The sequence below is a fragment of the Microbacterium testaceum StLB037 genome (assembly GCF_000202635.1).
Lineage (GTDB): Bacteria > Actinomycetota > Actinomycetes > Actinomycetales > Microbacteriaceae > Microbacterium > Microbacterium testaceum_F.
In genome coordinates, this window is sequence record NC_015125.1 from 2581366 (window position 1) to 2599981 (window position 18616).

Here is an 18616-nt window from a genome sequence, read left to right on the forward strand (position 1 = left end):
TTCACCGACCGCCCCGGTCGTACGCCACCTGCAGTGCTGCTCGCACCGCGCGTACGCCGGGGCGGTCGGCCGTTCCGCGACGGACGGCCGTGAACACCTCGCGGCGCGGTTCGCCGGGCAGATCGACCAGGCGCACGGCGGGGGTGTCGCCCGCGAAGACGAGGTCGGGGATCATCCCCACGGCATGACCCGATGCCACCAGCCGGGCGTGCGCGGTGAGGTCGGCCATCTCGAATCTCACGTCGGGCTCGAACCCGGCGGCGCGGCATTGCTGCGTCGCCCACTGGCGGGCGGCGGTGCCCACCGGTTCCATGACCCAGGCGCGGTCGCGGAGGTCGTCGAGGCCCCGCGCGGGGTCGTCGCGGGAGACGGCGAGGCGGATCGCGTCCCTCCCCAAGAGGCTCCGCTCGATGCCGTCGCGGTGCTCGCGCGTGTGACCGGGGTACTGCTCTGCCACGGCGAGGTCGAAGCCCCGCGCCGCGACCTCGAACAGCCCTTCCTCGGGGGCGAGTTCGGCGACCTCGATGCGCAGCTGCGGCTCGCTCTCGGCCAGGGCGTCGAGGGTCCGGGGGAGCAGGCCGTGCGCGGCGGACTGCATGACCGCGAGGCGCACGGGTGCCAGCGAGGGACGCATGCGCTCGAGTTCGGCGCGCGCGGCCTCATCGGCGGCGAGCATGCGGGCGGCGTGAGCGGCGAGGGCGGCGCCCTGCGCGGTGAGGCGGACCCGGCGACCGTCGGGTTCGAGCAGGGGGACTCCCGCCTCCTTCTCGAGCAGGGCGAGCTGCTGCGAGATCGTCGAGGGGCTGTACGAGAGCGCCTCGGCGACCGCCGCGAGGGTGCCCCGCACCGACAACTCGTGCAGGAGGCGCAGACGGCGCAGATCGAACATGACATCCCTTCGGCTCTATCGATCAGTATGCGTCAGTAATGATCGCTTTTCTCGAATGGAAGCCGGCCGCACACTGAGAGCATCCGAGGAAGGATCGCCATGTCGCTCACCGATCAGCATGTCTCCGCCGCCGCCCCGCAGGGCGACGGGGTCTCGCCCCACGAGCTCGCCGACGAGGCGATCGCCCTCGTGCGCCGCTGGCTCGCCGAGAGCCGCGGGGAGCCGGTCGACGTCTCGGCCGAGCGTCTGGCCGGGGTGCTGCGCGACCCGCACGGCCTCGACTTCACCGTCGGCTTCGTCGACGGCGTCGTGCGCCCAGAAGACCTCCGCGTGGCCGCGCGCAACCTCGCGGCGCTCACCCCCCTCATCCCGGGTTTCCTGCCCCTGCACCTGAAGGCCGCGATCCGCCTGGGTGCCTTCGCCGCGCCGATCCTCCCGCGGGTCGTGGTGCCCGCCGCCCGCGCGGCGCTGCGCTCGATGGTGCGCCACCTCATCGTCGACGCCACCGACCGCAAGCTCGGCGAGGCCATCACCTCCGTCCGCGGCCGGGGCGATGGCATCCGCCTCAACGTGAACCTGCTCGGCGAGGCGATCCTCGGGAAGAAGGAGGCGGCTCGCCGGCTCGTGGGGACCCGCAAGCTCCTCGCCCGCGACGACGTCGACTACGTCTCGATCAAGGTGTCGTCGACCGTCGCCCCGCACACTCCGTGGGCCTTCGACGCCGCCGTCGCCGACGCCGTGGCGGCGCTGCGCCCGCTGTATCGCGTGGCGAAGGAGACCGGGACCTTCCTCAACCTCGACATGGAGGAGTTCAAGGACCTCGATCTCACCCTCGCGGTCTTCGAGACGCTCCTGGGTGAGCCCGAGTTCCACGGTGTCGAGGCCGGCATCGTGCTGCAGGCCTACCTGCCCGATGCGCTCGCCGCGATGATCCGCCTGCAGGAGTGGACGGCCGCGCGGGTGGCATCCGGAGGTGCTCCGATCAAGGTGCGGGTCGTGAAGGGCGCGAACCTGCCGATGGAGCGCGTGGATGCCGACGTGCACGACTGGCCGCTCGCGACCTGGCCGTCGAAGCAGGCGACAGACGCGTCCTACAAGGCGGTGCTCGACTACGCGCTGCGACCGGAGCACACGAAGAACGTGCGGATCGGCGTCGCGGGACACAACCTGTTCGACGTCGCCCTCGCGTGGCTGATCGCCGAGAGGCGGGGCGTGACAGGCGGCATCGAGATCGAGATGCTGCTCGGCATGGCCACGGCGCAGCAGGCTGTGGTGCGCCGGACGGTCGGGTCGATCCTGCTGTACACCCCGGTGGTGCACCCGCAGGAGTTCGACGTCGCGATCGCGTACCTCATCCGCCGCCTCGAGGAGGGCGCGTCGAGCGAGAACTTCATGTCGGCGGTGTTCGACCTCGACACCCACGAAGCGTTGTTCGCTCGCGAGCGGGACCGCTTCCTTGCATCCCTCGCCGACATGCCCTCGGGTGTTCCGGCGTCGAACCGCGTGCAGGATCGCACCGCGCCGGCTGCCCCGGCGCCGAGAGAGGGGTTCCGCAACACCCCGGACTCCGACCCCGCGATCGCCGCGAACCGCGAGTGGTCCCGCGCGATCGTCGCGCGGATGGAAGGGTCCGACCTCGGCCGGGCGACCATCGCCGCGCACACCGTGACCGACGAAGCGGCCCTGAACACGCTGATCCAGGATGCCGCGGACGCCGCCGCCGCGTGGCGCTCGCTCGGAGCCGCCGGTCGCGCCGAGATCCTGCACCGCGCCGGCGATGCGCTGGAGGCTCACCGCGCCGACCTCCTCGAGGTCATGGGTGCGGAGTGTGGCAAGGTCATCGAGCAGAGCGACCCCGAGGTGTCGGAGGCGATCGACTTCGCGCACTACTACGCCGAGCAGGCGCGCGCCCTCGAGACCGTCGATGGTGCGCGGTTCACCCCGGTCGGTGTGACCGTGGTCACCCCGCCGTGGAACTTCCCCGTCGCGATTCCCGCGGGCTCCACCCTCGCCGCTCTCGCCGCGGGATCCGCCGTGGTCATCAAGCCGGCCTCTCTCGCCGAGCGCTCGGGCGCCGTCATGGTCGAGGCGCTATGGGAGGCCGGCGTGCCTCGCGAGGTGCTGAAGCTCGTGCAGGTGTCGGAGAACGACCTCGGTCGCCAGCTGCTCACCCACCCCGCCGTCGAGCGAGTCGTGCTCACCGGTGCGTACGAGACGGCCGAGCTGTTCCGCTCGTTCCGGCCCGACCTGCCGCTGCTCGCCGAGACGAGCGGCAAGAACGCCGTGATCGTCACGCCCAGCGCCGATCTCGACCTCGCGGCCAAGGACGTCGCGATGTCGGCCTTCGGTCACGCCGGACAGAAGTGCTCCGCGGCCTCCCTCGTCGTTCTCGTCGGCTCGGTCGCTCGATCCCGCCGCTTCCGCGACCAGCTCGTCGACGCCGTCACCTCTCTCGAGGTCGGGATGCCGTGGGACGAGGCATCGCGCGTCGGCCCGCTCATCGAGCCGGCCCAGGGAAAGCTCTTGCAGGCTCTCACGACTCTCGAGTCGGGCCAGCGGTGGGTCGTCGAGCCGCGCAAGCTCGACGAGGACGGGAAGCTCTGGCGTCCCGGCATCCGCGAAGGCGTTCAGCCGGGCAGCGCCTTCCACCGCACCGAGTACTTCGGACCCGTGCTCGGCATCATGACGGCCGAGACGCTGGACGAGGCGATCGAGATCGTCAACGCGATCGAGTACGGCCTCACCTCGGGTCTGCACGCGCTGGACTCGTCGGAGATCGACGCCTGGCTCTCGCGCATCGAGGCCGGCAACGTGTACGTCAACCGCGGCACGACGGGCGCGATCGTGCAGCGTCAGCCGTTCGGCGGGTGGAAGAAGTCGGCCGTGGGAGCCGGAACGAAGGCCGGCGGACCGCACTACCTCTTCGGCTTCGGATCCTGGACGGATGCGGCGTCTTCCGTCCCGCGGTCGGCGGACGCTCTCGCTGCGCCGGCGCTCGCGGCCGTTCCGTCGCAGGAGCGCGAGTGGCTGGCATCCGCCCTCTCCAGTGACGCCGCCGCGTGGGCCGAGGAGTTCTCGCTCGCCCGCGACGTGACGGGCCTGGAGTCGGAGCAGAACGTGCTGCGCTACGCCGCGGTGCCGGTGACCGTGCGCCTCGAGGACGCTTCCGCGGCCGCTCTCGTGCGGGTCGTCGCGGCGGGGGTCCGGGTGGGCTCGACGATCACCGTCAGCGCCGCGACGGAGCTCTCGCCCGCCGTTCGCGCGTGGCTCGAGGGCGTGGGCGTCGGCGCGGTGGTCGAAGACGCTGCCGACTGGGCGCGCCGTCTCGCGCGTCTCGCCCGTTCGGGTGGGCGCGTGCGGCTGCTGGGCGGGTCGGTCACAGCGGTCGCCGAAGCCACCGGCGGCTCGCCCTCGGTCGCCGTGTACGCCGGGGAAGTCACCCGCGCCGGACATGTCGAGCTGCTGCCGTTCCTGCGCGAGCAGGCCGTGTCGATCACCGCGCACCGCTTCGGCACGCCGCGGAGGTACGTGGTGCCGCCTCTGGTCGCCGGCCGCTGAGGTCCCCTCCGCCGGGGGTCGTCAGGCCTGGCCCGTGGCGCCCACGCGCTCGACCTGGCGCTAGGTCAGGCCACGCCCGTGGCCGCCACCCGCTCGGCCGCACGCCGGACCGAGGCGGGAACCGGCGTCCCCGTCGCCGTCTGCGGAGAGGTGACGGGCTCGCCCGCGCTCATCCGCAGCGGAAGGGTGCCCGCCCACACCGCGCGGTCCTCGCCGTCGCCGTCCTCCTCGACGAGTGATCCGGCGTTGTCCTTCACGCTGGCCTCGGCGAGCGGGACGCGCAGCACCATCGTCGCGGCCAGCTCCCGCGCCGTCATGGGGCGCACGTCGAGGCTGCGCCCCGGCATGAGGTGCTCCGACAGCGTCAGGAGCGCGGCTTCCTTCTCTTCGGGAGGGACCACGGATGCCACCCCGAACACCACCGCGCACCGGTACCGCATCGAGCTGTCGAAGAGCGAGCGCGCGTACTTCAGTCCCATCAGGTGCGTGACGGTCACGCAGACGGGGGTTCCCGCGGCGATCCGCCGGAAGAAGTCGCTGCCCGTCGAGCCGTGGATGAGAAGGTCGTCGCCGTCGCGGCCGATGCCGATCGGAAGGGCGACGGGGCGGCCGTCGCGCACGATCGCGATGGTCGCGGACAGGGCGCCGTCGATCACGTCGTACAGTGCGGCGCGGTCCGTGACCTGATAGTGGGCCTCGCGACGGACGCGGGTCTGAGCGGTGAGCGGGAGCGCGGGGAGGGGACGCTCGGGCAGGGGAAGGTCGGTCATCCCCCGATTCCAGCGGCTGGGGTGGTCCAGTGCGTAGTCCAGTTCGCGCTGTGTTCCCTGGACCAATGGCAGACTGCGAGGGTGATCTCTCTCGGCATCCTGGACCGGAGCTCCTCGATCCCTCTGCACGAGCAAATCGCTCACGGGCTGCGAGCGGCGGTGCTCTCGGGGCGCGTCGGCGGGGGAGACGCCGTGCCGTCGACGCGGGCGCTCGCCGCGGACCTCGGGGTCGCCCGCGGGACGGTCGTCGCCGCGTACGAGATCCTCGCGGGCGAGGGCTACCTCCTCGCCAAGCCGGGCGGGGGGACGGTCGTCGCCGACGTCATCGCCGGCGTCGTCCCCGACCTGGTCGCCGACGTGGTCGCCGATGTTGCCGCTGGCATGGTTCCGCCGGCTCCCGGGCGAACCATCGCGGCCGCGACCGCCACGGAGACGGTCCCGGAAGCGGGGGTGGATCTGAGCCCCGGTCGGCCGCGCACCGAGGGGGTCGCGGACGCGGCCTGGCGTTCCGCGTGGCGGCGGGCAGCTGCCGTGGACCCCGAGTCGGACGTCGACGATCCGCGCGGACACCCCGCGTTACGCGCTGAGGTCGCGCGGCATCTGGGTCGCACGCGCGGTCTCGGTGTCTCGCCGGACGATGTCATGGTCACCGCCGGAACCAGCGACGCGATGCTGTTGACGCTCGTGTCCCTGATGTCCGGGAGTGCCCGCGGGTCTTTGCGGGTCGGCATCGAGGATCCGGGGTATCCCCGCGTTCGGATGATTCTTCAGCGGCTCGGGATCGAGGCCGTTCCCGTTCCCGTGCGGGTGACATCCGGGCTCGACCTCGATGCGCTCGAGGTCCAGCGCGATCTCGATGCGCTGATCGTCACGCCGAATCATCACTACCCGTTGGGAAGTCGATTGGATGCCGAGCAGCGCGCGCGACTGCTGGCGTGGGCTGCGCGGGAGGACGTGGTCGTCATCGAGGACGACTACGACAGCGAGTTTCCGCACGGGCGGGCGCCGCTCCCTCCGTTGTCGCTGCTGGACCCGTCGCGGGTGGTGCTGATCGGCAGCCTGTCGAAGGTCCTCAGCCCGGCGGTGCGCTGCGGGTGGCTCGTCGCCTCGGGCCTTGCGGGGGAGCGGGTCCGCGCGACCCGCGAAGATCTCGACCTGCCCGTCTCGCTCGTGCAGCAGCGCGCTCTAGCGCTCTACCTCGCGGAAGGCGATCTCGCTCGGCACACGGCGCGGCGGCGCCGCGACTATCGGCACCGCCGCGGGCTCCTGCTCGAGGCGTTCGCCGACGTGCCGGGAGTCGAGTTGACCGCGACCGACGGGGGACTGCACGCCGTGGTGTTGCTGACCGGGTGCGAGGTCGCCACCGAGCGGGCGATCGTTGCGGAGGTGGCTGCGCGCGGCGTCCGGGTCGAGCCGCTGTCGCGGTATGCGGTGAGCGACGCCTCGCCGCAGCTTCCCGCGGGGATCGTGTTCGGGTACGCCGAGCCCTCGACCGTGGTTCTCCTCGAGGCAGTGGACGTGATGATCGCTGTGCTGCGGGCACGCTTCGCGGGTTAGTGCTGGAGGCCGGGTAGCGCTGGAGGCGGGCTAGGTCAGTGCTCAAGCGAGCCAGCTCGCGGCGTTCAGCATCTCGCGGGCGATGTCGTCGGGAGTGCGCCCGTCCGTGGCGATCCGGATGTCCGCGGCGTGCGCGTCGAGCTGCGCGGCGGCGCGTCCGCTCCGAACGATGTGCTCGTCGAGCGAGGGGCCCCACTCGCGCCGGCCAAGCCGGTCGGTGGCAGTGGCGTCCGTGGATGTCAGCAGAACAGTGTGCGCCCGAACCTCTCCGCCAAGGGCAGCCGAGAGTCCCTCGACCTGCGTGATGCTCACGGTGTTGGTGAACAGCAGCCGGTGGTACCCGAGATCTCGATAGGCGCTCCACATGGCGGCGAGATTGCGCTCGGCCAGGGCAATGCCCTCACGCCACGGTTCTGGATACGCCTGGTCCAGATTGTCGCCTTCGATGACGGCATGGCGGATACCCGCCGCGGCCAAGATCCGCGACGCCTCAGCCGCCACGGTCGACTTGCCCACGCCGGATCGGCCGCCGATGAAGATGACCTCGGTGGGGGGAATGCTGGTCATCTCGGAATTATCCCTGTACCCCGGAATCTCTGTCTCCCGATTCAGAATGGCGCTGCCTCGGGAGGATCGGACCTCCCCGTCAGGCCACCTCCACTTGGCTCGCCCGGATCCGGGAGGAACAGGATCCGCGGCGGCGGAGTCTCGGTCGTTCGCTGCCCGAGCGGGCTCTCGAAGCGAAGCGTCCCGTCGGGCTCCTGCGACACGGTCCACGCCGTCTCTGTCTTCAGGGTGTGATGCCGCACGCAGAGGTGGCAGAGGTTCGTCAGCTTCGTGGCGCCGCCGTGCTGGGCTTCGTGATTGTGGTCGAGTTGACACCGTGTGAGGGGTGCACGGCACCCCGGCGCGCGACAGTGCTGGTCGCGCGCCGCGAGATAGCGGCGTTGAGCGGCCGTGGGGCTGTACCGGTCGACCTCGAGCACCGTCCCCGTGACCGGATCGCACAGCACGCGATCCCATCCCGGCGCGTGAGCCGCAAGGTGTCGGGCGGTCTCCGGATCGATCGGGCTCCGCCCCGCCACCGCTGCGCCGGCGTCGGCAAGTCCGAGAAGAGTGAGGGCGGGAACGGTGATCTGCACCTGCGCGCGGATCGCGCCGAGACCGCCCGGACAGGTCTCGTCGGTCGTGGGGTCGATCGTCGGGGCGGCGGTCAGGAGAAGGTCCGCGCAGAGGTCGGCGCCGATCTGGGCGAGTGTGCGCTCGTCGCGGCCGGAGGGCGTGGATGCAGCTGCGGAGGACGTGGCGGAGGATGCGGAGGCGGCGGGCGTGGTCGGGGATGTGGGCGAGACCGGAACATCCGCGCTCTTCTTGATCTCCTCGCGGATCACCGCAGCCTGCCGGCGCAGACGATCCCGGATGCCGTAGGCCACGGTCGCGGGCAGGATCACGCTCAGCTCGGCCATGCCATCGGCCAGATCTCGGATGCTCACGCCGCGAGTCTGGGCCGCGCGCGCGTGTCTCGCCGTCATCCCCTCGGGCTGCACGCTCTCGGCGAGTTCTCGCGCGAAGGCGCGCACGCGCCCCGGAGAATCGCGTTCGGCGCGGGAGAGGACGACTTCCTCCCACCCTCCCCGGGTGTCGTCGTCGTCGATCACGATGCCGGTGTCGAGGACCGCCTGAACATGACGCAGGGTGATGCGTCCGTCTTCGAGCGCATCGACGGTGGCGCCGAACTTCTCGGTCAGGGTGTACGCGTCGCTCAGCTCTTTCTGAACCGTGAGATCGTGCGTCTTCGTCGCCACCGCGATCTCCAGAGCCGCCGACCGGATGGGCAGCTCGCGCTCCCGCGATACGCGGGAACCCGAGCGAGCGACCTCGGCGAGCGCGATCTGCATGACCTCGGCCCGCCGGCGGATCAGCACGGCCTGCAGCCGGGAGACCTCTCGCGTGGTCGCCCGGATGTCCGCGACGAGAGCGCGGAGGCGATCGCCGCCTCCGGGGTCGGACCCGGCGAAGGAGGGCGGAGGGAGAAGATCGGTCATGCGTCTAGTTTAGAAACTATGTTCGAAAGAGTCGACGAATATCACCCCACGTCGGGGAGAGATCACCCGGCCGCCGCAACACCCCGCGAGATCCGCCTACCCCTCCAGAATCTCCAGCGCCGCCATCGCCGCGTTCTGCCCGCCGATCCCGCTCACGGCCCCACCGCGCTGCGCGCTCGACCCGCACACCAGAACCCGCGCATGCCCCGTCGCCACGCCCCATCGAGCCGCCGGGGTGTCTGCCGGAGCCGAGAGCCACGGCCACGACAACCCGCCATGGAAGATGTCGCCACCCACCATGTTCAGCGACTCCTCCAGGTCGGCCGTCGTGCGCGCCTCGATGCACAGGCGCCCGTCCGGCGCGCGCAGGATGCAATCGCGCAGCGGCTCGTCGAGCACCGCATCGAGCGAGTGCTGTGCGGCGGCCAGCAGACGCGCGCCGGCCGCGACCGGATCGGTGTCGTCGAGGAGGCGATGCGGCACCTGCAGTCCGAAGAGCGTCAACGTCTGCGCCCCGCTCGCGCGCAACTCTTCGCCGAGGATCGACGGGTCCGTGAGCGAGTGACAGTAGATCTCCAGGGGCAGCGGGTCGGGCAGCATCCCTCCCGTCGCGGCGACGAAGCCGGAGTCGAGTTGCGTCATGGTCTCGTTGACGTGGAACGTCCCCGCGAACGCCGCCTCGGGTGAGACGGAACGATCGCGAAGCCGCGGAAGGCGCGACAGCAGCATGTTGACCTTGACCTGCGCCCCCTCGGGTTCGTCCACCGAGGTGGGGGCACCCCCGGCCGTCAACAAGCGACCGAGCACCGCCTTCCCCACGCCGCTGAGCACGAGCGAGCCGTAGAACACCTCGGGTCGGTCGGTCACGCCATGCACTTCGCCGCCGGGCGAGACGGAGATCACGTCGACGCCCGTCACGATGTCGGCCCCCGCTTCGCGCGCGACCCTCTCGAGCTCGGCCGTGACGGCGCCCATCCCTCCGACGGGCACATCCCAGTGCCCGGTCTCGCCGCCGATCACGTGGTACAGGAAGCACCGGTTCTGCGCGAGCGAGGGATCGTCCGACGACGCGAACGTGCCGATGAGCCCGTCGGTCAGGGTGATCCCGCGGACGAGATCGCTCTCGAACGACGAGCGCAGCAGATCGCCGAGCGGGCGCGAGGTCAACGCCGACCACAGCTCGTCGTCTCCCACGCGCTCGCGAACCTCGTCCTCGGTCGGCAGGGGTTCCGTCATGGTGGGGAACACGGCGCGACCGAGCGGCGCCAGGCGCTCCCCGAACGCCGCGTACCGCGCTGCTTCGTCGGGATCGCCGAGGGTCCGGGTGAACGAGGCGGCGGTGGCCTCGGCATCCTGTGTGTCGATCAGGATGCCGCGGGACGGATCCGCCGGATCGGGCGTGTAGGAGGAGTACCGCCGTCGGCGCAGTTCGATCCGCAGGCCGAGATCGTCGACGATTCTCGGGGGCAGCAGGCTCACGAGATACGAGTACCGCGACACGCGGGCGTCGACCCCCGCCCACGGTCTCTCCGACACGGCGGCGCCGCCCACGGCATCCGATCGCTCCAGAACCACCACCGATCGCCCGGCCCGGGCGAGGTAGGCCGCGGCGACGAGGGCGTTGTGCCCTCCTCCCACGATGACGACGTCGTACCGGCGAGTCTCCGAAGCGGTCATGCCCCCACGCTAACGACGACGGCGGATTCTCCCGAGGGGGTGGCGCAGTAGCGTGGATGCCATGACTCTCGCCGCGGAACTGCTCGACATCGCCACCCGCATCGCCCGAGAGGCCGGCGGCCTCGCGCTGCGCCGTCGCCTCGAAGGAGTGACGGTCGCGGCGACCAAATCCGCCGCCGCCGACATCGTCACCGCCGCGGATCGCGAGGTCGAGGCGTTCGTCCGCGCGGAGCTGGAGCGCGTGCGCCCCGGAGACGGCTTCTTCGGAGAGGAGTCCGCCGCGACCGAGAGCTCGACCGGCATCACCTGGGTCGTCGACCCGATCGACGGCACCGTCAACTACGCGTACGGCATTCCGGCGTGGGCCGTCAGCATCGCCGCGGTCGAGGGGCCGGCCGACCCCGCGGAGTGGGCCGCGCTCGCCGGAGTCGTCTACAACCCCGTCACCGACGAGCTGTTCCGCGCCTCGCGCGGCGGGGGAGCGTGGCTCGGTGAGCAGCGCCTCGCCGTGACCGGTGATGTGGGTGAGGCGGGCGGACTCGTCGCGACCGGCTTCGGGTACGACCCCGCCACGCACGCTCCGACCCTCGCGCAGCTCACCCGGGTCATGCCCGTCGCCCGCGACGTGCGCCGTATCGGCTCTGCCGCACTCGATCTCGCCTCCGTCGCCGCCGGACGAATGGATGCCTATTACGAGAAGGGCACCAATCCCTGGGACCACGCGGCGGGCGTGCTGCTCGTCGCGGAGGCCGGCGGGGTGCTCGGCGGTGCTCCGGGTGGGCGTCCGGGCAAGGGGATGGTCATCGCGGCAGGCCCCGAGTTCTTCCCGCGCCTGGACGAATTGCTCGACTACGACAGGTGAGACTGGGCCTTCGCTCATGACATTCCCAGTCCCGTCGGGTTAGTCTGTTTACCCGATCGTTATTTTCGCGACCCGAACCAGCGGAAATGGCAAAAGCCCCGAAAGCCCGAAGCCGTCGCGCCTGCGACACGACACGAGAGCCATCGCGCGTTGCCGTCAGAAGCCCCAGAGACTGAGCCCGCCCGCACCCGGCGATCCAGTCGACCCACCGCCGTGCCCGCCTCCACCCCGCAGCTCACGCGGGCCGAGATGCGCCGTCGTACCGCCCCGGCCGTCCTCGATGAGTCGACTCCGGATGCCGCCACCCCCGCCGAGCCCGCCCCGGTCGATGCCGAGGTGGCCGCCCAGTCCGCCATGGTCGAGCAGGTCGCTGCGGCCGTCGTCGAGACGGTGATCGCCGCGACGATCGAGCCGACGCTTCCTCCCCGTCGCCGGTCCTCCCGCACCCCGGGGCAGGCCCCCGCTGCCGAGCAGGAGCGGCCCGTCGATGCGGGCGTCGAGGTCCTGGCATCCGACTCCTCGTCCCCCGAGACCGACGCCGACGCCCTCGCGGTGACGGTCGTCGACGAGCGGACGTCCGACGGGGGCGACGTCGCCGTCATCCTGCAGAGCGCCGAGCCGACGACCGCGACCACCCCCGTCGCGCTGCCGACCTCGCCCATCACTCTTCCCGCGACGCGGCGCGTGCGCCGTCGGCCCGAGGCCGCCGTGGCACCCGAGGCCGCGGAGACGCCCGCTCCCGAGGCCCCCGCGAAGCCCGAGGCGGCCACGAAGGCCGAGTCCGCCTCTTCCGCCTTCGGTCCCGCCGCCGATGGGAACGCCGTCGCCGACGAGTTCGAAGCCGCCGCGCGCCTCTTCGCCTTCACCGGCGAGACGCCCGTGCAGTCGGCCCCGAAGGTCGCCGCCCCCGCCGAGCCCGTCACGGTCGGGCTCCCCGCGGCCGCCGCCCCCCGCACGCGCCGCAACGGTCGTCGTATCGCGGCCGCGTCGTTCTCCGTCGGCGTCATGGGCCTGGTCGGCTTGATGACGGTCGGCATGACGATGCCCGTGAGCGCCCTGGCCTCGGCCAGCGGCACCTCGAGCGTCACCGCGGCCGACACCCAGCCCGCGACCGTCTCGCTCGCCGCCGGCACGCCCGCTGCAGGAGACGTCGACAGCACGCAGGGCATCCAGGCCTACGTGGCCCCCGCCGAGTCGCAGGCGGCCGTCGTCGACCGCTCGGACGGCTACGCGGCGTCGACCTACACGCAGATGGCGATCGACTCGGGTATCAAGTACCCCTCGAACTTCTACGTCAACAACCCGAACTCGCCCATCCAGTGGCCCTTCGCGGTCGGCGTGTCGATCTCCTACGGCTTCGGCATGCGCGACGGTGGCTTCCACGAGGGCGCCGACTTCGTGCCCGGCGAGGGCGCACCCGTGCAGGCGATCGCCGACGGCACCGTCCGCATCGCGACCGAGCAGGGCGGGGCCTTCGGCGTCACCGTGCTGATCGACCACGAGATCGACGGGGAGCTCGTCTCCAGCCGGTACGGACACATGCAGTACGGCTCGCTCCAGGTCACCCAGGGAGAGCACGTGCACGTCGGTCAGGTCCTCGGACACACCGGTAACACCGGCCGCTCGTTCGGTGCCCACACGCACGTCGAGATCCTGCAGAACGGCACCACGCCGATCGACCCGATCCCGTGGCTGCGGCAGCACGCGGGAGGCTGACCGATTGGGGGATCGGGCCTCGGCTCTGATATCCTCTTCTAGTTGCCCGGAGCGATCCGGGTACGCCCCGATAGCTCAGTGGCAGAGCACTTCCATGGTAAGGAAGGGGTCGTCAGTTCAATCCTGACTCGGGGCTCAAGGCATCACTTTCGAACACCGGATGCCGTGCGGCGGGGTAGCTCAGTTGGTGAGAGCGCACGACTCATAATCGTGAGGTCGCGGGTTCAAGCCCCGCTCCCGCTACCGAACACTCACGAGAAGCGCCTGACGAGACTCAGGCGCTTTTTCGTTTCCCCGCCCGGCTCACCACCACCCCTCGCCGTCCTCCTCACCCTCCGCGCCCCGGGCGTCCGCCCACGCCAGCCGGAACCCGCAGTCGCGACACTCGTCCGCCTCGATGCCCTCGTCGATCAGCGGGTGCATCGTGATCCCGCAAGACGGGCAGATGGGCTGGGCGTCGTCGCGGAGGTCTCCGTAGGTCATGATCGTGGGCTCCCGTCGTGCTCGGAGCTTCCATTCAAGCCCGACTTCGACGGGTCAGCGCCGCCGAGGCCGCTTCCGCCCCACAGCCACCGTCCGCACCGCCGCCGTCACCACGGGCGCCGAGATGTCGAACGCCGCCCCTCCCGGCACCGACTCCAGCAGTCGCCGCGTGTAGTCGTCCCGCGGGTCGGCGAACACCTCCTCGATGGGCCCCTGCTCGACGATGCGCCCGTGCAGCAGCACGACCACCTCGTCGCAGAGCTCCTCGACGACGGCGAGGTTGTGCGAGATGAAGAGCATCGTGAGTCCGTGGTCGTCGCGCAGACGACCCAGGAGCTGGAGGATCTCCGCCTGCGTCGACACATCGAGCGCCGAGGTGATCTCGTCGGCGACGATGACGTCGGGGTCCACCACGAGCGCCCGGGCGATCGCGATGCGCTGGCGTTGACCGCCCGAGAATTCGTGCGGGTAGCGGTCGACGGCATCCGGACCCAGGGCGACGGATGCCAAGGCCTCGACGATCCGTGCCCGGTGGCGCCGCAGGCTCGCGCCGCGTGGATCGATCGCTTCGGCGAGCGTCTGCCCGATCGTGCGCCGCGGGTCGAGAGACGAGAACGGATCCTGCGGGATGTACTGCACCCGCCGCCGCACGGACCCGAGGACCGCGCGCGGAGCGGACGCGAGCTCGATCCCGTCGAACACGACCGACCCGGTCGCGACCCGGTGCAGCCCCACGATCGTCTTCGCGAGCGTCGATTTGCCCGAACCCGACTCGCCGACGATGCCGATCGTGCGCCCGCGGTCCACGACCAGGTCGACGCCGTGCAGCACGCGGGTGCTCCGGATGCCGTGGCCCAGATCGACCGCGAGGTCGCTGATGCTCAGCAGAGGGGTGTCAGACACGGGGGGCCTCCTCGACGGCGCGGGGGACGATTCTCAGGGTGGGGGTCGCCGCGAGCAGGGCACGCGTGTAGGGGTGGTCCACCTCGCGGTGGCGCAGCTGTTCGGCGGTCAGTCGCTCGACGATCTCGCCGCCCCGCATGACCAGCACGCGGTCGCACAGGGCCTCGACCACGCCGATGTCGTGCGAGATGAACAGCACGGCGGTGCCGTGATCGCGGTTCAGGCGCTTGAGCTGGCGCAGCACGTCGGCCTGCACGGTGACGTCGAGAGCCGTGGTCGGCTCGTCGGCGATCAGCAGCGCGGGATCGGTCACCAGGGAGCTGGCGATCGTCGCGCGCTGCAGCATGCCGCCGGAGAGCTGGAACGGGTGCTGGCCCATCACCGTCTGCGGCTCGCGGATGCGCATCTCGCCGAGCCCGTCGCGCAGCGTGTCGCGCGCCGCGCGGCGGGAGAGGCCGAGGTGCACGCGGGCGACCTCGGTGAGTTGGGCGCCCATCCGCAGCGCCGGGTTGAAGGTCGATCCGGGGTCCTGATAGACGAGACCGATCTCGCGCGCGAGGCGCGAACGGTGCCCGGGGGACAGGAGATCGAGGTCGCCGAGGCGGAGGAGTTCGGCATCCACACGCACTCCGTCCGCCTGCAGGCGCGCGAGCGACATGGCCGTCATGGACTTGCCCGAGCCGGATTCTCCGACGAGGCCCAGGATCTCTCCCCGGCCGATCTCGAATGAGATCCCGTCGACGAGCGTCTTGCCGCTGGGGGCGGTCACGGTCAGGGCGCGCACCTCGACCAGGGCGTCGGTGTGCACCGAGGCTCCGCGGGTGGAGCGCCGTCCGGTCGCGGCGCGCGAGCCGCGCGCGCTGCGGGGGTCGAGCCAGACGGCGAGCCCGTCGCCGGTGAGCATCGCCGCGACTCCGGTGAAGATGAGCATGACCGAGGGGCCGACGACCTGCATCGGCTGCGAGTAGACGGCGGGGAGGCCCTCGTTCAGCAGACGCCCCCAGTCGAACTCGGGGCTCTGCACACCGAGGCCGACGAACGACAGGCTCGAGATGTCGAGGAGTGTCAGCGCGAAGCTCGAGGCGATGAGGACGAGCAGGGGGCCCGAGATGTTCGGTAGCAGGTGACGGCTGAACAGGAGCAGGCGCGGGACGCCGAGCAGCCGCGCCGTACCGACGAAGTCGCGCGTGGCGACGGAACCGGTCATGTTCGACGTGATGCGCGCGAAGCTCGGGACGCCGGCGATCGCGATCGCGACGATCGCGGGGACGGTGCCGGCTCCGAGGATCGCCGCGATCACGAGGGCGAGGATGAGCGAGGGGAACGCGACGGTCGAGTCGATGATCCGCAGTACGACGTCGCGCACCCGGCGACTCCCGACCCAGATGAGCCCGCCGATCAGCACGCCGAGGATGACGGAGCCGGCGGTGGCCGCGGCGGCCATGAGCAGGGTCAGGCGCGTGGCGACCAGGGTGCGGGCCAGGACGTCGCGGCCGAGGTCGTCGGTGCCGAGCAGGTGCGCAGCTGATGGGGCCAGGCGGGTGTCCGCGGTGACCGTCGTGGCGCTCGCGCCCCACACGATCGGCGCGACGACGGCGATGACGACGAGGACGGCCAGCATGATCACGCCGGCGACGAGGGATGCCGGGACGCGGCGGCGGCGGTCAGACATGCGTCGGTCCTCCCAGGGTGCGCGGATCGATGAGGCCGAGGATCACGTCGATCAGCAGGTTGATGAGGATGGCGAGCGTGCCGACCGTCAACACGATCCCCTGAATGACGGGGAAGTCGCGGAAGATGATCGCCTGCACGACCTCGAGGCCGAGGCCGGGGAGGCTGAACACCGTCTCGATGACGATCGCCCCGCCCAGCATGCTGGCGAGGATGAGGCCGGTCAGGGTGAGGGTGCTCGCCATGAGGTTCGGCAGGGCGTGCCGGATGTAGAGCCGGGCCGCGCTCAGGCGGCGGCCGCGGGCCGTGCGCATGTAGTCCTGGTGCAGGACCGCGTACGTCTCCTGCACCACGACGCGTGCGACCGCGAAGGTCGGACCGAGCGCGAGCGCGGCGATCGGCAGGATGTACGCGTTCGAGGTCGCCGCCCCGCCGGCGGGGAGCACTTTCAGCCAGATCGCGAACACGACCACGAGCAGCGTGCCGGCGACGTAGGCGGGGAACGAGGCGAAGAAACCTGCGATCGTCCCGAAACCGACGGCCAGCCACGGACGACGTCCGCCGCGGGTCAGCACGCCGATGGCCATGCCGACCGGAATGGCCACGAGGATCACGACGACGATCGCGCCGATCGCGGTCGTGGCCGTGTACGGCAGCTTCGTGGCGATGGTCGCGGTGACGGGGGTGTTGTAGCGGAAGCTCTGGCCGAGATCGAGAGTGACGAGACCGTGCAGGTAGTCGAGGAACTGGACCGGGAGCGGGTCGTTCAGGTGAAGGCGTTCGCGGAGGGCCGCCACCGCGTCCGCGGAGGCGTTGGGCCCGAGGATCGCGACGGCCGGGTCGCCGGGGATGAGCGGGACGATCAGGAAGGTGAGGAGAACCAGCAGTCCGAGCGACAGCACGAGACCGCCGAGACGGCGGAGGGCGAACGCTCCCCACCCGTTGCCCCCGCCCCGCCGGCGGACCGGCGGAGCGGGGGCCTCGGCGATCACCGAGAGATCGACGCCGGACATCAGTCCGCCGTGGTCCCGGTCAGCGCGGCTCCGCGCGCCAACGGGGCCTGACGGTGCTGCCAGTCGAACACCGGCTCGAGCTCGGCGCCGAGGCGGAGCAGGGTGGCCTCGTCGTAGGGCGCCCCCACGAGCTGCGCTCCCAGTGGCATCCCGTTCGATCCGGTGTGCACGGGGAGTGACAGGGCGGGAAGGCCCGAGATGTTGCAGAACGCGGTGAACGAGATCGTCGAGAACTCGGTCAGGCGCTCGCCCGCGGGATCGTTGTTCGCCTCGTCGTAGACGGAGCCGACGAGCGGGGTGGGTACCGCGGTGGTCGGGGTGAGGAGGACGTCGAAGTCGCGGCCCCACTGCGCGTTGACCTGGCGGGTCTCGATCTGCAGCAGGGTGGCGATCTCGGCGTACTCGCCGGCGTGGAACGACGCCGCCCGGTCGTAGCGGTACCGGATGTAGGTCTCGAGCTTGTCGGCATCCTCGATCGGCGAGGCCCACGTCGACGCGCTGATGATGAGGTCGGCGAAGCCGCGCGTCGCCCTCTCCGAGAAGAGGAACGGCGAGACGGGGGCGACGTGGTGGCCGAGAGCTTCGAGGGCCCGCGCGGCGACGAGAGCCGCCTCGCGGTTCTCGGGGTGCACGTCGACGCCGGTCGGCGCCTCGAGCAGCAGGCCGATGCGCAGGCGGGGTCCGGCGGACCGGATCTCGTCGAGGTAGGGCCGCGCGGGGGCCGGGGCGGAGTACCAGCCGAGCGGGTCGAGTCGGCCGAGCGCGTCGAGCACCCCGGCGGCGTCCTCGATGGTGCGCGTGATCGCTCCCTCGGTGGTGGAGTGCTCCCAGGAGCGGATGTCGTTGGGGATGCGACCGCGGCTGGGCTTGAGGCCGACGAGACCGGTGGCGGCGGAGGGCACGCGGATCGAGCCGCCGCCGTCGGACGCGTTGGCGATCGGCGCGATGTCGGCGGCGACCGCGGCCGAGGCGCCGCCCGAGGATCCGCCCGAGGTGTAGTCGAGATTCCACGGGTTGCGGGTCTTGCCGTGGCGGGCGTTCTCGGTGGCGGTCAGGGCGCCGAACTCGGGGCTGTTGGATCGGCCGAACAGCACGAAGCCGGCCTCCTCGATGAGATCGACGGTGATCTCGTTGGCCTCCGCCGGGCGTTCCTCGACGGCCATCGACGAGTAGGTGAGGGGCTGGTCGCGTACGGCGACCAGGTCCTTGATCGGCATCGGGACGCCCTCGAAGGGGCGGGAGGTGTCGCCGCGACGGATCCGGTCGTCGGACTCGCCGGCGCGGCGGAGGACGTCGTCGCGGTCGATCCACACGATCGCGTTCACGGCGGGGTTCACCGCGTCCAGGCGGTCGAGGTAGTGCCGGGCGGCTTCGACGGCCGAGACCTCGCCGGAGCGGATCAGCCGGGCGAGCTCGGTGGCGGAGAGGGAGGAGGAGATCATGAGGGGTCCTTTCGGGATGCCGGACCGCTC

The 18616-nt window shown here is 71.3% G+C and carries 14 protein-coding genes and 2 tRNA genes; 6 read left to right on the forward strand and 10 right to left on the reverse strand.

The annotated features are described in order from the left end of the window. Position 1: 1 nt before the first annotated feature. Positions 2-889: a LysR family transcriptional regulator gene (locus tag MTES_RS11710; protein WP_013585472.1), complete on the reverse strand. Its 888-nt coding sequence runs from the start codon at positions 887-889 to the stop codon at positions 2-4. Between the two features lie 99 nt (positions 890-988). Here MTES_RS11710 and MTES_RS11715 point away from each other — a divergent pair, with 99 nt between their 5' ends. Next, positions 989-4447, forward strand: a complete 3459-nt coding sequence (locus tag MTES_RS11715; protein WP_013585473.1) for a bifunctional proline dehydrogenase/L-glutamate gamma-semialdehyde dehydrogenase — start codon at positions 989-991, stop codon at positions 4445-4447. A gap of 65 nt (positions 4448-4512) precedes the next feature. Here the strand turns inward: MTES_RS11715 and MTES_RS11720 are convergent, their stop codons facing one another. Further along, positions 4513-5217, reverse strand: a complete 705-nt coding sequence (locus MTES_RS11720) for a pyridoxamine 5'-phosphate oxidase family protein (RefSeq protein WP_013585474.1) — start codon at positions 5215-5217, stop codon at positions 4513-4515. An 81-nt stretch (positions 5218-5298) separates the two neighbouring features. On the opposite strand from MTES_RS11720, the gene MTES_RS11725 reads away from it, so the two are divergent. Continuing rightward, the gene (locus MTES_RS11725; protein WP_013585475.1) at positions 5299-6774 is read left to right on the forward strand and encodes a PLP-dependent aminotransferase family protein; all 1476 of its coding nucleotides are present in this window, start codon (positions 5299-5301) and stop codon (positions 6772-6774) included. A gap of 42 nt (positions 6775-6816) precedes the next feature. Here the strand turns inward: MTES_RS11725 and MTES_RS11730 are convergent, their stop codons facing one another. The 3 genes from MTES_RS11730 to MTES_RS11740 form a co-directional block, all read right to left on the reverse strand. Further along, a complete protein-coding gene (locus MTES_RS11730; protein ID WP_013585476.1) occupies positions 6817-7341 on the reverse strand; it encodes an adenylyl-sulfate kinase in 525 nt (174 codons plus the stop codon). A 41-nt stretch (positions 7342-7382) separates the two neighbouring features. Next, on the reverse strand, positions 7383-8819 hold the full coding sequence (locus MTES_RS11735; RefSeq protein ID WP_013585477.1) for an HNH endonuclease: 1437 nt from the start codon (positions 8817-8819) through the stop codon (positions 7383-7385). A 96-nt stretch (positions 8820-8915) separates the two neighbouring features. Then, positions 8916-10496: a phytoene desaturase family protein gene (locus tag MTES_RS11740; protein WP_013585478.1), complete on the reverse strand. Its 1581-nt coding sequence runs from the start codon at positions 10494-10496 to the stop codon at positions 8916-8918. 61 nt (positions 10497-10557) lie between these two features. On the opposite strand from MTES_RS11740, the gene MTES_RS11745 reads away from it, so the two are divergent. The 4 genes from MTES_RS11745 (at position 10558) to MTES_RS11760 (ending at position 13317) form a co-directional block, all read left to right on the forward strand. Further along, positions 10558-11358 (forward strand): inositol monophosphatase family protein, encoded by an 801-nt coding sequence (locus tag MTES_RS11745; RefSeq protein WP_043361373.1) that lies wholly within the window; start codon positions 10558-10560, stop codon positions 11356-11358. Between the two features lie 213 nt (positions 11359-11571). Next, positions 11572-13074: a M23 family metallopeptidase gene (locus MTES_RS11750; protein WP_013585480.1), complete on the forward strand. Its 1503-nt coding sequence runs from the start codon at positions 11572-11574 to the stop codon at positions 13072-13074. Between the two features lie 64 nt (positions 13075-13138). Further along, positions 13139-13210 (forward strand) — tRNA-Thr (locus tag MTES_RS11755). Positions 13211-13243: 33 nt separating this feature from the next. Further along, a tRNA-Met gene (locus MTES_RS11760) sits at positions 13244-13317 on the forward strand. A gap of 60 nt (positions 13318-13377) precedes the next feature. Here the strand turns inward: MTES_RS11760 and MTES_RS11765 are convergent. The 5 genes from MTES_RS11765 to MTES_RS11785 are packed head-to-tail and all read right to left on the reverse strand — an operon-like array spanning position 13378 to position 18586. Next, complete coding sequence (locus MTES_RS11765; RefSeq protein WP_013585481.1) at positions 13378-13557, reverse strand: zf-TFIIB domain-containing protein; 180 nt, start codon at positions 13555-13557, stop codon at positions 13378-13380. 54 nt (positions 13558-13611) lie between these two features. After that, a complete protein-coding gene (locus tag MTES_RS11770) occupies positions 13612-14460 on the reverse strand; it encodes an ABC transporter ATP-binding protein (RefSeq protein ID WP_013585482.1) in 849 nt (282 codons plus the stop codon). After that, entirely contained in the window at positions 14453-16132 is a 1680-nt protein-coding gene (locus MTES_RS11775; RefSeq protein WP_013585483.1) for a dipeptide/oligopeptide/nickel ABC transporter permease/ATP-binding protein, read from the reverse strand. Before MTES_RS11775 ends, MTES_RS11770 begins: the two co-directional genes overlap by 8 nt. Continuing rightward, a complete protein-coding gene (locus MTES_RS11780) occupies positions 16125-17144 on the reverse strand; it encodes an ABC transporter permease (RefSeq protein WP_013585484.1) in 1020 nt (339 codons plus the stop codon). The genes MTES_RS11775 and MTES_RS11780 overlap by 8 nt, the downstream gene beginning before the upstream one ends. Continuing rightward, the gene (locus tag MTES_RS11785) at positions 17144-18586 is read right to left on the reverse strand and encodes an amidase (RefSeq protein WP_013585485.1); all 1443 of its coding nucleotides are present in this window, start codon (positions 18584-18586) and stop codon (positions 17144-17146) included. The genes MTES_RS11780 and MTES_RS11785 overlap by 1 nt, the downstream gene beginning before the upstream one ends. Positions 18587-18616 lie beyond the last annotated feature (30 nt).

What these genes read in the sequence shown, in the direction of transcription:
- MTES_RS11780 (WP_013585484.1), bottom strand. Translation starts at nt 17,144, where the DNA reads ATGTCCGGCGTCGATCTCTCGGTGATCGCCGAGGCCCCCGCTCCGCCG.
- MTES_RS11740 (WP_013585478.1), bottom strand. Translation starts at nt 10,496, where the DNA reads ATGACCGCTTCGGAGACTCGCCGGTACGACGTCGTCATCGTGGGAGGA.
- MTES_RS11765 (WP_013585481.1), bottom strand. Translation starts at nt 13,557, where the DNA reads ATGACCTACGGAGACCTCCGCGACGACGCCCAGCCCATCTGCCCGTCT.
- MTES_RS11735 (WP_013585477.1), bottom strand. Translation starts at nt 8,819, where the DNA reads ATGACCGATCTTCTCCCTCCGCCCTCCTTCGCCGGGTCCGACCCCGGA.
- MTES_RS11730 (WP_013585476.1), bottom strand. Translation starts at nt 7,341, where the DNA reads ATGACCAGCATTCCCCCCACCGAGGTCATCTTCATCGGCGGCCGATCC.
- MTES_RS11710 (WP_013585472.1), bottom strand. Translation starts at nt 889, where the DNA reads ATGTTCGATCTGCGCCGTCTGCGCCTCCTGCACGAGTTGTCGGTGCGG.
- MTES_RS11775 (WP_013585483.1), bottom strand. Translation starts at nt 16,132, where the DNA reads ATGTCTGACCGCCGCCGCCGCGTCCCGGCATCCCTCGTCGCCGGCGTG.
- MTES_RS11745 (WP_043361373.1), top strand. Translation starts at nt 10,558, where the DNA reads ATGACTCTCGCCGCGGAACTGCTCGACATCGCCACCCGCATCGCCCGA.
- MTES_RS11715 (WP_013585473.1), top strand. Translation starts at nt 989, where the DNA reads ATGTCGCTCACCGATCAGCATGTCTCCGCCGCCGCCCCGCAGGGCGAC.
- MTES_RS11720 (WP_013585474.1), bottom strand. Translation starts at nt 5,217, where the DNA reads ATGACCGACCTTCCCCTGCCCGAGCGTCCCCTCCCCGCGCTCCCGCTC.
- MTES_RS11785 (WP_013585485.1), bottom strand. Translation starts at nt 18,586, where the DNA reads ATGATCTCCTCCTCCCTCTCCGCCACCGAGCTCGCCCGGCTGATCCGC.